This window comes from Roseateles sp. (assembly GCF_047654785.1).
Taxonomy (GTDB): domain Bacteria; phylum Pseudomonadota; class Gammaproteobacteria; order Burkholderiales; family Burkholderiaceae_C; genus Pelomonas.
In genome coordinates this window covers 683,215-695,268 of record NZ_JASGKQ010000003.1, presented here as the reverse complement: position 1 = coordinate 695,268, position 12,054 = coordinate 683,215, and the positions used below count along the sequence as shown (strand labels likewise).

The window sequence follows — 12,054 nt, the reverse complement described above, 5'->3', positions numbered from 1 at the left end:
GCAGTCCACCCCTGCTCCCGCGCCGAAAGGCCGGGAATGCGTGAGGAGTTAACAGTCCCTGGACACCAGGCTGGGCGTCAGGCTGGGCAGTTCGCCGAAGCGCCGCTTGTAGGCGGCCGAGAAGCGGCTGGGCGTGGCGAAGCCGCATTCCAGCGACAGCGCCGCGATGCTCGGGAAGTCGCCGCGCTGCAGCCGTTCGCGGGCGCGGAGCAGGCGCTGTTCGGTCAGCCAGTCGGACGGGCTCATGCCGTAGCGGCTCTGGAAGGCGTATTGCAGCCCGCGGGTGGACAGGCCGCTCCACTGGGCCATCTGCGTCAGCGTGGCGCGCCGCGAGAGGTCGCTTTGCAGCCTGTCGCAGACGTGGTCGATGGCGCGGCGCCCGAGGGCGGGCGACGGCAGTCCGGCGTCCGGCCGGGGTGCGTCGCCCAGCGGCGCGGTGAACCAGTCGGGCCGGAACAGCAGCACCAGCTGGCGGTAGAGGAAGTCCTGCAGCCCGAGCTGGTGGAGCGCCGCGGGGTCGCAGCCGTAGGCATCGACCAGGCCGCCCAGGTGCCGGGCGACGGTTCCCACGGGCGTGCCGTGGACCTGCGGGGGCATGACGCGAGGGGTGCCGAGCCCCAGGTCCACCGGGTGGCCGGGCGGCAGGCCGCGCATGGCGCGCGCGGCGTCTTCCAGCAGGGCCAGGTCGAGTTGCAGCATCAGCAGCTGGCGCTCGCCGCCCCAGCCGCGCGTGCTGCCGCAGTGCGCCGGCAGGTAGAGGCTGCCGCAGCCGGCGCCCCAGGCCAGCGGCCGGCCGCCGTCCACCCGCACGCGGGCCCGGCCGTGCAGCGGGATCAGCAGGGTGGACTCGCGGGTGTCGCTGAGTTCCACCAGGGTCGGCGAGATGGCGCTGGCCACCAGCCCGAGGCCCGGGAGCGCGACCGAGGCGCTCTTGCTGCGGAAGCCGCTGTCGTCCGCCAGCGTCTCGTAGGCGGTGAGCCCGGGGAAGGTGCGCGCGATCAGGTCGGAGAAGGGCTGCGCGGCGGTGTGCAGCGTGGCGCTGTGGTCACCGAAGAGCAGGGGTTCCGAATCGCGCGGGGTGGGCATGGGGCAGGGGCGGGCTGGCGTCAGCGGCCCGGATTTTGCGGCCAACGGCGCCGGGCCCGGCGCCGGCCCGCTGGACGCCCCCCGAAAAACCGAAGCGTCGCTCAGGCGGCGGGTATCGACAGGCGCGGGAGGCGCTGGCGACAATCCGCGCCCCCATCACGGAACGCCGCCATGCTCGAACTGCTGTCCGACCCGCAGACCTGGATCGCCCTCGCCACGCTGACGGCGCTGGAGCTGGTGCTGGGCATCGACAACATCATCTTCATCAGCATCCTGGTGGACAAGCTGCCCAAGGCGCAGCAGGAGACGGCGCGGCGGCTGGGGCTGTTCATGGCGATGTTCATGCGCATCGGGCTGCTGCTGACGCTGGCCTGGATCGTCGGCATGACGGAGCCGCTGTTCCACGTGTTCGGCTTCGGCTTCTCGGGGCGCGACCTGATCCTGCTCGGCGGCGGGCTGTTCCTGATCTGGAAGAGCACGGTCGAGATCCACGGCTCGCTGGAGGGCGAGGACGAGGCCGAGGCGATGAGCGGCAGCCAGGCGGCCAAGGCCGCGTTCGGCGCCGCCATCGTGCAGATCATGCTGATCGACCTGGTGTTCTCGCTGGACTCGATCATCACGGCCGTGGGCATGGTGAGCGACGTGCGCATCATGATCGCCGCGGTGGTGGCCTCGGTCGGGCTGATGATGCTGTTCGCCGGGCCGATCGGCCGCTTCGTGTCGCACCACCCGACCATCAAGATGCTGGCGCTGAGCTTCCTGGTGGTGGTGGGCGTGGTGCTGGTGGCCGAGGGCTTCGGCAACCACGTGCCCAAGGGCTATATCTACTTCGCGATGGCGTTCTCGCTGGGCGTGGAGATGATCAACATCAAGATGCGCAAGAACGCGGACACCAAGGTCAAGCTGCGCCGCCAGATCCCGGGCGACGAGGACTACTGAGCCTAAATCCGGCAGTTGACCGCTTGCCATTCATCGGAAGTCCTGGTGTTTCAACACCTTGCCGCCAATGCGGGATTCACCACTTCGGTGAGCAACGCTGCACGCCCGCTGGTCTGGCGCTGCGGGCCGCTGGCGGCGTTGCTCCTCCTCGCGGGCATGAGCCCGCAGCGTCGTCGCGCCTTGCCAGCGGCCCGCCTCGCCAGCCCCTCGGGCATGCCCAACTGCCGGGTTGAGGCTGAGCCTCAGGTGGCCCAGATGCGCGGGTCGGCGCCGGCCAGGCCCCAGAGCCGCGCGCGCCACAGCGCCCTGACCCGCCGCAGCGCCAGCGCGACCGCCTCGACCTCGTCGCCCACCACGCGCGCCAGCAGCAGCGCGCCGTGCGGGCCGGCCAGGTGGGTGGCGCCGGCCAGCGGCTGGCCGGCCAGCAGCTCGCGGCCGTCGGCCAGCAGGGTTTCGGCGTCGGCCAGCGCGGTGGTCTGCGCATAGGCCAGCGTGCCCAGCACGCGGTGGCCGGCGAGGCCGCAGGGGCCGTCCAGCAGCGCCGCGTCGGCGGCGTCCAGCCAGCCGCGGTCCAGCCACTGGCCCTCGATCTCCAGGTGCTGCAGCAGCCGGCCGGCGTCGAAGGGCCGGCCGGCGGCCGGCAGGCCCAGGCCCAGCACTTCGGCCGCGAACAGGCTGGCGCCGGGCGCGAGCTGGAGCCGGACTTCGTTGCGGCCGAGGCAGGCCGGGTAGGCCAGGGTTTCCTGCGGCAGCCATTCCAGCCGCGCGCCCTCGCCCGCCCGGGCCTGCACCACCTGGGCGGCCTCGCCCGCGCTGGCGCGGTAGAAGCGCGTGGCGGCGGGCGTGGTGACGAGCAGGTGGGCGCCGGGCTGGACGTCGATGTCGATGTCCAGCCGGTCGCCGCCGACGAGGCCGCCGGGCGGGTGGACCAGCACGGCATGGGCCACCGAGTCGCCCTCGGGGTAGAGCGTCTTGAGCAGGCGCAGCGGGCCGTCGTGCCGCGCGTGGACGCGGGTGGCGCCGCCGTCGCGCACGGCGGCCAGCGCCAGCCGCGCGGGCCAGCGGACCGGGTCAGCCAACGAGCAGGCCCTTCTTCTCGATGAAGTCCACCACCTCGGCCAGGCCCTCGCGGGTCTTGAGGTTGGTCATGACCCAGGGCTTGGCGGGCCGCATGCGGGCGGTGTCGGCGCGCATCACGGCCAGGTCGGCGCCGACGTGGGGGGCGAGGTCGGTCTTGTTGATGACGAACAGGTCGCTCTTGGTGATGCCGGGGCCGCCCTTGCGCGGGATCTTCTCGCCGGCGGCGACGTCGATGACGTAGATCGTCAGGTCGCTCAGCTCGGGGCTGAAGGTGGCGGCGAGGTTGTCGCCGCCGCTCTCGACGAAGACGATGTCGGCGTCCGGGAAGCGCTCCAGCATGCGGTCCACGGCTTCGAGGTTGATGGAGCAGTCCTCGCGGATCGCGGTGTGCGGGCAGCCGCCGGTTTCCACGCCCATGATGCGCTCGGGCTCGAGCGCGCCGGCCACGGTCAGCAGGCGCTGGTCTTCCTTGGTGTAGATGTCGTTGGTGACGACGACCAGGTCCCAGCGCTCGCGCATGGCCTTGCACAGCATTTCGACGAGGGTGGTCTTGCCCGAGCCCACGGGGCCGCCGACGCCGACGCGCAGCGGCGGCAGCTTCTTGGTGCGGTGGGGGATGGCGTGCAGCGGTGCGGCGGTCATGAACGGAACAGTCTGGAATATTGGGTTTCGTGGCGGGCGCCGTGGATGCCGAGCAGCGGCGCGAAGGCCAGCGGCTCGGGTGCGGCCAGCGCGGCCGCGACGGCTGGCGGGATGGCTTGCACGAGGCATGCCAGCAGGCGCTGGCCGGCCGTCTGGCCCAGCGGCACGCAGCGCACCGCGGCCTGCACCAGGTTCTCGGCCCAGCCGAAGGCGATGGCCTGCAGCGCGGGCTCCGGCGCCGCGCCGCGCGCCGCGGCGGCCGCGCCCATCGCCACCGGCCAGGCCGGCGCGGGCTGGAGGCGCTGCAGCAGCGGCAGCACGGGCGCGTCGGGCATCAGGCCCGCCATCCAGGCGAGCAGGCTGCGGCCCATCTGCCGGGCCTGCTGCAGGCTCTCGCTGGTTTCGCGGGTCTGCAGCGTCCAGGCGTTGAGGGCGGCCAGGCGCTCGCCGTCCAGCGCCCGCGCGGCCGCATGCGCCGCCGCGGCCATCGGCAGCTCGGCGCGGGCCTGCACGAGTTCGAGCTGGTTCAGCAGCCAGCCGCGCGCGCTGGCCTCGTCATGCACGAGGCCGGCATCGACGGCGGCCTCCAGCCCCTCGGAGTAGCTGAACCCGCCCACCGGCAGCGCCGGGGAGGCCAGCCACAGCAGGTGCAGCAGCGCGGCGTCAGTGCCCGTGGTCATGCGCGTGGCCGTGGCCGTGGCCGCAGCCGGGGCCGTGCACATGGCCGGCCGGGCCGGCGTCATGCGCCTTGACGGGGATGGCCAGCGGCTTGCGCGCGGGCGCGGGGTCGCCGTGGCCGTGGGCGTGGGCGTGGTCGTGGCTGTGGTCATGCGCGCCGTGGCCGGCCCCGTCGCCGTAGGCGCCGCCCTCGGGCTCGAACGCGGCCCGCGCCTCGGTGACGATGAGGTGCTGGCGGCGCAGCATGTCGGCCAGCACCGGGTCGGGCTCGAACTGCAGCAGCGCGGGCTGCAGCTCCAGCGGCACGTGGCGGTTGCCGAGGTGGTAGGCGGCGCGCAGCAGGTCGAACGGGCTGCCGTGCTCGGCGCAGTGGCGCACCTGCAGCACCGGCTGGGCGGCGGCGACGACGCGCAGCAGGGAGCCGTCGTCGGCCACCAGCACGTCGCCGCCGCGCAGCGTGGTGCCGCGCGGCAGCACGACGCCGATCTCGCGGCCGCTGGAGTCGGTGGCGGCAAAGCGGCTCTTGCTGCGGGTGTCCCAGTCGAGCTCCAGCGCGGGCGCGCGCTTGACGAGCACGGGGGCGAGGCCGGCGCCGCCGGCAATGCGTTTGGTGGCGTGGATCATGGCGGTTGCAGAGTGCAGTAAGCGCCGTTAGTATTACACAAGTTATAACTCGGAGGAACCGCCATGAGCGCACTCAAGGTGACCCAGATCGGCAACTCGCTGGGCGTGATCCTGCCCAAGGACGTGTTGGCGCGCCTGAAGGTGGAGAAGGGCGACGTGCTCTACCTGTCGGACGCCGTCAACGGCGTGCTCATCTCGCCGTACAGCCCGGAGTTCGAGCAGCAGATGGATGCCGCGCGCAGCATCATGAAGAAGCGGCGGGCCGTGCTGCGGGAGCTCGCCAAATGACCGCGCGCGCCTGGCGCTGGCTGGATGCGGACGTGCTGCGCGCCATCCACCACGAGCAGCTGGCCGAGCACGGCGGCGCACCGGGCGTGCGGGACGAGGGGCTGTTCGAGTCCGCCGTCAACCGGCCGCGGAACCTGGTGGCCTACGGGCAGCCCGACGTGTTCGAGCTGGCCGCCGCCTATGCCGTCGGCCTGGCGAAGAACCACCCGTTCATCGACGGCAACAAGCGCACCGCCTACGTCGCCATGGAGCTGTTCCTGTGGCTGAATGGCCTGGAGCTGCTGGCGTCCGATGCGGATTGCGTCATCACCATGCTGGGCGTCGCCGCCAGCCAGGTCAGCGAAGCCGAGCTGGCAGACTGGCTGCGGCAACAGACCGAGCCCATCGCCTGACATTCCCTCCATCGCCCCATGACCCCGCCCCGACTCGACACCCTGACCCTCTCCGTCCAGGCCCGCGTCGCCACCGTGCGCCTGAACCGCCCCGACAAGGCCAACGCGATGGACGCGGCGATGTGGCAGGACATCCGCCGCGCGTTCGACTGGATCGACGCCCAGCCCGAGGCCCGCGTCGCGGTGCTGGAGGGCGAAGGCCGGCACTTCACCGCCGGCATCGACCTGGCCATGATGGCGGGCCTGGCGCCGCAGCTCCAGGACCCCTGCGGCGGCCGCACCCGCGAGGCGCTGCGCCGCGTCATCCTCGACATGCAGGACACGCTGACCAGCCTGGAGCGCTGCCGCAAGCCGGTGCTCGCGGCCATCCACGGCGCCTGCGTGGGCGGCGGCATCGACCTGGTCAGCTGCGCCGACATGCGCTACTGCAGCGCCGACGCCTATTTCTCGATCAAGGAGATCGACATCGGCATGGTGGCCGACGTGGGCACGCTGCAGCGCCTGCCCAAGCTCGTCGGCTCGCAGGGCCTGGTGCGCGAGCTGGCCTACACGGGCCGGCGCGTCGATGCCGCCGAGGCGCGCGAGATCGGCCTGGTGAACCGCGTGTTCGACAGCCGCGAGGCGCTGCAGGCCGGCGTGCGCGAGCTGGCCGCGGCGATCGCCGCGAAGTCGCCGCTGTCCATCCGCGGCACCAAGGAGATGCTGAACTACGCGCGCGACCACTCGGTGGCCGACGGGCTCAACCACGTCGCCACCTGGAACGCCGCGATGCTGATGAGCGAAGACCTCGCGCTGGCGATGCGCGCCGGCAAGGGCGCGGCGCCGGACTTCCGCGACTGAGCATGCTGACCGCCGCCCAGGCGCTCGCCTTCCTCGCCGCCGCCGTGATGCTGACCGCCACGCCGGGGCCGGACAACCTGATGGTGCTGGGCATGGGCATGTCGCGCGGCCGGCGCGCCGGCATGGCCTTCGGCCTGGGCTGCGCGCTGGGCTGCCTGAGCCACACGCTGCTCGCCGTGCTGGGCGTCAGCGCGCTGCTGGCGGCCTCGCCCCTGGCCTTCGCGGCGCTGAAGGCGGCCGGCGGCGCCTACCTGCTGTGGATGGGCGTGCAGGCCTGGCGGCATGCCGGCGCCGTGCGCGTGGACGGCGGCGCGATGGCCGAGGCGCCGCTGCGCCGGCTGTTCGCCAAGGGCCTGGTCGCCAACGCGATCAACCCCAAGGTGGTGCTGTTCTTCCTGTCCTTCCTGCCGCAGTTCGTCGTCGCGCCGCAGGGGCCGGTGGCGTGGCAGCTGGGGCTGCTGGGCCTGCTGTTCACCGCGCAGGCGGCGCTGCTGTTCGGCCTGCTGGGCTGGTTCTCGGGCAGCGTCGGCGCCTGGCTGAACCGCCGGCCGCGCGCCGGGCTGTGGCTGGACCGGCTGGCGGGCACGGTCTTCATCGGCCTGGGCCTGAGGATGATCGCGGCGCGCTGAGCGCCGGCCAGGTCAGGCCGGGGTGGAACGCAGCAGCGCGCCGTACCGCTGCTTTCTCAGCGCCGTGTAGTGCCACCACGGCCGGGCCGGGTTGCCGTCCAGGAAGTCCACGACGGACATGAACACGTCCAACACGCAGGGATCCTGCGCGGCGCCCGTTCTGCGGCAGAGCTCCTTGTAGAGGGCCAGCGGGTCACAGCCCTGCAACTGGCCCGGATGCTCGAAGCCCAGCAGCACCAGGTCCCGCGCGGCGGCGGGGCCGATGTTGGGCAGGTCGGTGAACCGGCGAATCCGTGCTCTGGCGACTTTTTGGGGATGCATGGGGAAAGCGCCGTTGGGGCGCGCTACTAGATTCGCTAGCGATCGCGCAATACCGGCTCGCCGGTTCTCGGGTTCGTCAGGGTGACGTTCTCAAGCGCCCGAATGCGCCAACCACGCCCCTGTTTCACAACAACCGCAAGAATCAGCGTATCGACCTGATGCGGCCCGGCCGGATGCGCGGCACCCGCCGACAACCGGCTCCAGAAGTGGACCACTGCGGCCTGGTCGGAAATATCGACGGCGCTGATCAGCTCATTGCTGAGCGCGGAGTCGCTGTAGAGGGTTTCATGCAGGGGGGCGTGAAGCGCCACGATCTCATCGACGCCCCGGACATAGTGGCCGAAGCGGTTCACGAACGTCGCGTCCGCATCAAACAGGCCGCCGAACGCTTCCATGTCATGCGCGTTCCAGGCCGCTTGAAATGCAAGGGGCGCGTCTTCCGGCTTTTCAATTTTTGGCATCGCCGCCTCTCTCGATCATCTTTACGCCAAGTCCCGGCGCCAACAAATCTCAGATCGGCAGGGTGGGGTCAGCGCAGCGAAACCCACCCTACGGCCCTTGATATCGGCACTCAAGCCACCGCCCGATGTTCGATCTGCAACGGCCAGGCACCGATCCGCGCAGCCTCCAGGATGACCGTCTCGACCACGCTGCCATCCGCGGCATAGCTGACGTGCGTGTGCCAATCCTGTGAGACCTCGCGGACGATGGGTTTGTCGGACAGACGAATGACCAGGGTGTCGTCCTCGTCGTAGTAGATGGTCTTCATGGCTCGCATGCTGAACATGGCTGGACTTTACGCCCCACGTCAGCGCCACCCGACCCGAACCGCCAGCATTCAGAACAGGAAATACCGCTGCGCCATCGGCAACTCCTGCGCCGGCTCGCAGGTCAGCAGCAGCCCGTCGGCCCGCACCTCGTAGGTCTGCGCGTCGATCTCCATCGTCGGCAGGTAGTTGTTGAGCACCATGTCGGCCTTGCCGACCGTGCGGCAGCCCTTCACCGGCACCAGTGTTTTGGCCAGGCCCAGCCGCTCGGCCGCTCCCTGCCCGGCCTGGCTGACGAAGGTCAGCGAGCCCTGCGCCAGCGCGCCGCCGAAGGCGCCGAACATCGGCCGGTAGTGCACCGGCTGCGGCGTCGGGATGGAGGCGTTCGCGTCGCCCATCGCGGCGGCGGCGATGAAGCCGCCCTTCAGGATCAGCGACGGCTTCACGCCGAAGAAGGCGGGCTTCCACAGCACCAGGTCGGCCCATTTGCCCACTTCGATGCTGCCCACCTCGTGGCCTATGCCGTGCGCCAGCGCGGGGTTGATGGCGAGCTTGGCGAGGTAGCGCTTCACGCGCGCGTTGTCGTTGCCGGCGCCGTCGCCCGGCAGCGATCCGCGCTGCAGCTTCATCTTGTGCGCGGTCTGCCAGCAGCGCAGGGACACCTCGCCGACGCGGCCCATGGCCTGCGAGTCGGACGAGAACATGCTGATCGCGCCCAGGTCGTGCAGCACGTCCTCGGCGGCGATGGTCTCGCGGCGGATGCGGCTCTCGGCGAAGGCCAGGTCCTCGGCGATGCCGGCGTCCAGGTGGTGGCAGACCATCAGCATGTCGAGGTGCTCGTCCAGCGTGTTGACGGTGAACGGCCGCGTCGGGTTGGTGGAGCTGGGCAGCACGTTGGCCTCGCCCACCACCCGCATGATGTCCGGCGCATGGCCGCCGCCGGCGCCCTCGGTGTGGAAGCTGTGGATGGTGCGGCCCTTGAAGGCGGCGATGGTGTCCTCGACGAAGCCGCTCTCGTTCAGCGTGTCGGTGTGGATGGCGACCTGCACGTCGGTCGCCTCGGCCACGTTCAGGCAGTTGTCGATGGCGGCCGGCGTCGTGCCCCAGTCCTCGTGCAGCTTCAGGCCGATGGCGCCGGCCTCGACCTGCTGCATCAGGCCCTCGGGCCGGCTGGCGTTGCCCTTGCCCATGAAGCCCAGGTTCATCGGGAAGGCCTCGGCCGCCTTCAGCATGGTGGCGATGTGCCGGGGCCCGGGCGTGCAGGTGGTGGCCAGCGTGCCGGTGGCCGGGCCGGTACCGCCGCCGATCATCGTCGTCACCCCGCTCATCAGCGCCTCCTCGATCTGCTGCGGGCAGATGAAGTGGATGTGGGTGTCGATCGCGCCGGGCGTGACGATGAAGCCCTCGCCCGCGATGACCTCGGTGCCGGGGCCGATGACGATGTCCACGCCGGGCTGCACGTCGGGGTTGCCGGCCTTGCCGATCGCCGCGATGCGGCAGCCGCGCAAGCCAATGTCGGCCTTGACGATGCCCCAGTGGTCGAGGATGACGGCGTTGGTGATGACGGTGTCCACGGCGTCGCCCGCGCCGGGCCCGTTCGGGCGCTGCGACTGGCCCATGCCGTCGCGCACGGTCTTGCCGCCGCCGAACTTGACCTCCTCGCCGTAGCCGCCCGCGCGCAGCGTCAGGTCCTGCTCGATCTCGATGACCAGGGCGGTGTCGGCCAGGCGCAGCCGGTCGCCGACGGTGGGGCCGAGCATCTCGGCGTAGGCGCGGCGGCTGATCTTCATTTGAACCTCCGCACGGCCGCCCGAAGGCGGCGGGCGCCCCCCGGCGGGGCAGCGAACGCAGTGCGCGCGGGGTTTGTCATAAGTTGCCCTGCACGAGGCCGCGGAAGCCCCAGACGGCGCGGTCGCCGGCCAGTTCGACCAGTTCGACGGTGCGCGTCTGCCCGGGCTCGAAGCGCACCGCCGTGCCGCTGCAGATGTTCAGCCGCATGCCGCGCGCGGCCTCGCGGTCGAAGGCGAGCGCGGCGTTGGTCTCGGCGAAGTGGTAGTGCGAGCCGACCTGGATGGGGCGCTCGCCCGCGTTGGCGACCTGGAGCGTCAGCCTGCGGCGGCCGGGGTTGAGTTCGTGCTCGCCGTCGGCGGTGATCAGCTCGCCGGGAACCATCAGGCCGCTCCGCCCAGGCGCGCCACGGCCAGCGCCGCGACGCTGGCGCCCAGCAGCGCGCGCGCCAGCACGGGCGCGTTGCGCAGCCGCCAGCCCAGGGCCAGCCCCGCGCCGTGCAGCGCGGCGGTGCCGAGCACCATGCCGGCCAGCGCGGCGGCGCCGTGCAGCTCCAGCCCGTGCGCCGCGCCATGGCTGAAGGCCAGCACGGCGGCCGTGGCCGCGCCCGCGGCCGGCGGCATCGCCAGCCGCAGCGCCACCAGCAGGCCCAGCACGGCCAGCGACACGGTGATGGCGGCCTCCATCGCCGGCATCTGCCAGCCGGTGGCCATGGCCAGCAGCGCGCCGGCCAGCAGCGACGCGGCGAACGCGAGCGGCGCGCGCAGCGGATGCCGCAGCGCCATCGCGCTCCAGAGGCCCACGGCCAGCATCGCGGCGAGGTGGTCCGGCCCGGTCAGCGGGTGCAGCACGCCGTCCACGAAGCCGCCGAGGTGGCTGTGCCCGCCGGTGTGGGCCAGGGCCGGCGCGGCCGGCAGCGCCAGCAGCAGGGGGAGTGTTTTCTTCATCGCAGGGGCGGCGCCTGTTCTCAAGGGATCGGTTGGTGGACGGTCACGAGCTTGGTGCCGTCCGGGAAGGTGGCCTCGACCTGGATCTCCGGGATCATCTCGGCGATGCCGTCCATCACGTCGGCACGGGTCAGCACGGTGCGGCCGTCGCTCATCAGCTCGGCCACGCTCCTGCCGTCGCGCGCGCCTTCGAGGATGGCGGCGCTGATCAGCGCCACGGCCTCGGGGTAGTTCAGCCGCAGGCCGCGGGCCTTGCGGCGCTCGGCCAGCAGCGCCGCGGTGAACAGCAGCAGCTTGTCTTTTTCGCGCGGGGTGAGTTCCATAGCTGCCGGCTCACTTGCAAGGCGGGTGCCAGTCCTGCAGCACGGCGGCCGGATCGGGCTTGCGGGAGGCCCCGGAAGGCGCCCGCCGGGCCGGCGTGCCCAGCGCGATCCAGCCCAGCAGCGTCTCGCCGGGCGCGCAGAAGGCGGCCGCGATGGCCGGGTCGCGCGCCTTGGCGCCGCTGAGCATCTTGCCGCCGAAGCCCAGCAGGTGCGCGGCCGTCAGGAAGTTGCTGACCGCCCCGCCCACGGCCGCCCATTGCTCGGGCACGGGCACCTGCGGATGGTCCGGGTCGATGCGGGCAACGACGGCGACGCTCACCGGCGGCCGCAGCGCGCGCTCGGCGTCCAGCGCGGCGCCCTCCTCGCCCTTGCCGGCCGCGCGGGCCGCGTCGGCGAACAGCGCCGCCATGCCCTGTTTGGCGGCGCCGCGCACCAGCTTGAATCGGTAGGGCACCAATTCGGCGTGGTCGGGCGCGCGCAGCGCGGCGCGCACCATCACCGCCAGCTGCGCGTCGCTGGGGCCGGGTTCCACCAGGTGCTTGGGGCCGACCGAATGGCGGCCCAGCAGCGCGTCCAGGCCCGGTGTGGAAATCATGAATCCCTCGCGCCGTCATGGCGGAAAGAGGTGGGAGTCGAACCCACCCGGCGGCGCGTGGCGCCACCCACCGGGTTTGAAGCCCGGCCGGCACACCGGTGCCGTTCTCTTTCCA

18 protein-coding genes and 1 tRNA gene are annotated in these 12,054 nt (G+C 72.0%); 5 read left to right on the top strand and 14 right to left on the bottom strand.

Translation table 11 applies throughout. The features are described 5' to 3' along the window. Positions 1-48 precede the first annotated feature (48 nt). Positions 49-1,086, bottom strand: coding sequence for a helix-turn-helix domain-containing protein (locus QM788_RS12305; RefSeq protein ID WP_415661765.1), 1,038 nt, complete (start codon positions 1,084-1,086; stop codon positions 49-51). Between the two features lie 171 nt (positions 1,087-1,257). Between QM788_RS12305 and QM788_RS12300 the strand changes: the two genes are divergently transcribed. After that, the gene (locus tag QM788_RS12300; RefSeq protein ID WP_415661764.1) at positions 1,258-2,025 is read left to right on the top strand and encodes a TerC family protein; all 768 of its coding nucleotides are present in this window, start codon (positions 1,258-1,260) and stop codon (positions 2,023-2,025) included. Between the two features lie 242 nt (positions 2,026-2,267). On the opposite strand, the gene QM788_RS12295 is transcribed toward QM788_RS12300, so the two are convergent. Genes QM788_RS12295 through ureE form a run of 4 tightly spaced genes read right to left on the bottom strand, consistent with a single transcriptional unit; the run spans position 2,268 to position 5,049 of the window. Further along, entirely contained in the window at positions 2,268-3,104 is an 837-nt protein-coding gene (locus QM788_RS12295; protein ID WP_415661763.1) for an urease accessory protein UreD, read from the bottom strand. Then, entirely contained in the window at positions 3,097-3,747 is a 651-nt protein-coding gene (gene ureG, locus QM788_RS12290) for an urease accessory protein UreG (RefSeq protein ID WP_415661762.1), read from the bottom strand. Before ureG ends, QM788_RS12295 begins: the two co-directional genes overlap by 8 nt. Beyond that, positions 3,744-4,427 carry an urease accessory protein UreF gene (locus QM788_RS12285; protein ID WP_415661761.1) on the bottom strand — a complete coding sequence of 228 codons (684 nt, stop codon included), beginning with the start codon at positions 4,425-4,427 and terminating at the stop codon, positions 3,744-3,746. The genes ureG and QM788_RS12285 overlap by 4 nt, the downstream gene beginning before the upstream one ends. Further along, a complete protein-coding gene (gene ureE / locus QM788_RS12280; protein WP_415661760.1) occupies positions 4,411-5,049 on the bottom strand; it encodes an urease accessory protein UreE in 639 nt (212 codons plus the stop codon). The genes QM788_RS12285 and ureE overlap by 17 nt, the downstream gene beginning before the upstream one ends. Before the next feature lie 63 nt (positions 5,050-5,112). Here ureE and QM788_RS12275 point away from each other — a divergent pair, with 63 nt between their 5' ends. Genes QM788_RS12275 through QM788_RS12260 form a run of 4 tightly spaced genes read left to right on the top strand, consistent with a single transcriptional unit; the run spans position 5,113 to position 7,198 of the window. Next, positions 5,113-5,337 (top strand): AbrB/MazE/SpoVT family DNA-binding domain-containing protein, encoded by a 225-nt coding sequence (locus QM788_RS12275; RefSeq protein WP_415661759.1) that lies wholly within the window; start codon positions 5,113-5,115, stop codon positions 5,335-5,337. Beyond that, positions 5,334-5,729 (top strand): type II toxin-antitoxin system death-on-curing family toxin, encoded by a 396-nt coding sequence (locus QM788_RS12270; RefSeq protein WP_415661758.1) that lies wholly within the window; start codon positions 5,334-5,336, stop codon positions 5,727-5,729. Before QM788_RS12275 ends, QM788_RS12270 begins: the two co-directional genes overlap by 4 nt. A gap of 18 nt (positions 5,730-5,747) precedes the next feature. Next, a complete protein-coding gene (locus QM788_RS12265) occupies positions 5,748-6,569 on the top strand; it encodes a crotonase/enoyl-CoA hydratase family protein (RefSeq protein WP_415661757.1) in 822 nt (273 codons plus the stop codon). 2 nt (positions 6,570-6,571) lie between these two features. Further along, entirely contained in the window at positions 6,572-7,198 is a 627-nt protein-coding gene (locus QM788_RS12260; protein ID WP_415661756.1) for a LysE family translocator, read from the top strand. Between the two features lie 12 nt (positions 7,199-7,210). Here QM788_RS12260 and QM788_RS12255 read toward each other — a convergent pair whose 3' ends face one another. The 9 genes from QM788_RS12255 to QM788_RS12215 form a co-directional block, all read right to left on the bottom strand. Continuing rightward, positions 7,211-7,519 carry a helix-hairpin-helix domain-containing protein gene (locus QM788_RS12255; protein ID WP_415661755.1) on the bottom strand — a complete coding sequence of 103 codons (309 nt, stop codon included), beginning with the start codon at positions 7,517-7,519 and terminating at the stop codon, positions 7,211-7,213. Between the two features lie 35 nt (positions 7,520-7,554). Next, complete coding sequence (locus QM788_RS12250; protein WP_415661754.1) at positions 7,555-7,980, bottom strand: SgcJ/EcaC family oxidoreductase; 426 nt, start codon at positions 7,978-7,980, stop codon at positions 7,555-7,557. Positions 7,981-8,090: 110 nt separating this feature from the next. Further along, entirely contained in the window at positions 8,091-8,288 is a 198-nt protein-coding gene (locus QM788_RS12245; protein ID WP_415661753.1) for a DUF2283 domain-containing protein, read from the bottom strand. 69 nt (positions 8,289-8,357) lie between these two features. Continuing rightward, complete coding sequence (ureC, locus tag QM788_RS12240; RefSeq protein WP_415661752.1) at positions 8,358-10,076, bottom strand: urease subunit alpha; 1,719 nt, start codon at positions 10,074-10,076, stop codon at positions 8,358-8,360. Between the two features lie 76 nt (positions 10,077-10,152). Then, entirely contained in the window at positions 10,153-10,458 is a 306-nt protein-coding gene (locus QM788_RS12235) for an urease subunit beta (RefSeq protein ID WP_415661751.1), read from the bottom strand. Then, on the bottom strand, positions 10,458-11,021 hold the full coding sequence (locus tag QM788_RS12230) for a HupE/UreJ family protein (RefSeq protein ID WP_415661750.1): 564 nt from the start codon (positions 11,019-11,021) through the stop codon (positions 10,458-10,460). The genes QM788_RS12235 and QM788_RS12230 overlap by 1 nt, the downstream gene beginning before the upstream one ends. Before the next feature lie 20 nt (positions 11,022-11,041). Next, positions 11,042-11,344: an urease subunit gamma gene (ureA, locus tag QM788_RS12225; protein ID WP_415661749.1), complete on the bottom strand. Its 303-nt coding sequence runs from the start codon at positions 11,342-11,344 to the stop codon at positions 11,042-11,044. Positions 11,345-11,354: 10 nt separating this feature from the next. After that, positions 11,355-11,939, bottom strand: a complete 585-nt coding sequence (locus QM788_RS12220) for a nitroreductase (RefSeq protein WP_415661748.1) — start codon at positions 11,937-11,939, stop codon at positions 11,355-11,357. Positions 11,940-11,957: 18 nt separating this feature from the next. Then, positions 11,958-12,053: transfer RNA gene (locus QM788_RS12215), tRNA-Sec, on the bottom strand. Position 12,054 lies beyond the last annotated feature (1 nt).

Coding starts and splice junctions, on each gene's coding strand:
- QM788_RS12305 (WP_415661765.1), bottom strand. CDS start 1,086: ATGCCCACCCCGCGCGATTCGGAACCCCTGCTCTTCGGTGACCACAGC.
- QM788_RS12300 (WP_415661764.1), top strand. CDS start 1,258: ATGCTCGAACTGCTGTCCGACCCGCAGACCTGGATCGCCCTCGCCACG.
- ureG (WP_415661762.1), bottom strand. CDS start 3,747: ATGACCGCCGCACCGCTGCACGCCATCCCCCACCGCACCAAGAAGCTG.
- QM788_RS12285 (WP_415661761.1), bottom strand. CDS start 4,427: ATGACCACGGGCACTGACGCCGCGCTGCTGCACCTGCTGTGGCTGGCC.
- ureE (WP_415661760.1), bottom strand. CDS start 5,049: ATGATCCACGCCACCAAACGCATTGCCGGCGGCGCCGGCCTCGCCCCC.
- QM788_RS12275 (WP_415661759.1), top strand. CDS start 5,113: ATGAGCGCACTCAAGGTGACCCAGATCGGCAACTCGCTGGGCGTGATC.
- QM788_RS12270 (WP_415661758.1), top strand. CDS start 5,334: ATGACCGCGCGCGCCTGGCGCTGGCTGGATGCGGACGTGCTGCGCGCC.
- QM788_RS12265 (WP_415661757.1), top strand. CDS start 5,748: ATGACCCCGCCCCGACTCGACACCCTGACCCTCTCCGTCCAGGCCCGC.
- QM788_RS12260 (WP_415661756.1), top strand. CDS start 6,572: ATGCTGACCGCCGCCCAGGCGCTCGCCTTCCTCGCCGCCGCCGTGATG.
- QM788_RS12255 (WP_415661755.1), bottom strand. CDS start 7,519: ATGCATCCCCAAAAAGTCGCCAGAGCACGGATTCGCCGGTTCACCGAC.
- QM788_RS12250 (WP_415661754.1), bottom strand. CDS start 7,980: ATGCCAAAAATTGAAAAGCCGGAAGACGCGCCCCTTGCATTTCAAGCG.
- QM788_RS12245 (WP_415661753.1), bottom strand. CDS start 8,288: ATGAAGACCATCTACTACGACGAGGACGACACCCTGGTCATTCGTCTG.
- ureC (WP_415661752.1), bottom strand. CDS start 10,076: ATGAAGATCAGCCGCCGCGCCTACGCCGAGATGCTCGGCCCCACCGTC.
- QM788_RS12235 (WP_415661751.1), bottom strand. CDS start 10,458: ATGGTTCCCGGCGAGCTGATCACCGCCGACGGCGAGCACGAACTCAAC.
- QM788_RS12230 (WP_415661750.1), bottom strand. CDS start 11,021: ATGAAGAAAACACTCCCCCTGCTGCTGGCGCTGCCGGCCGCGCCGGCC.
- ureA (WP_415661749.1), bottom strand. CDS start 11,344: ATGGAACTCACCCCGCGCGAAAAAGACAAGCTGCTGCTGTTCACCGCG.
- QM788_RS12220 (WP_415661748.1), bottom strand. CDS start 11,939: ATGATTTCCACACCGGGCCTGGACGCGCTGCTGGGCCGCCATTCGGTC.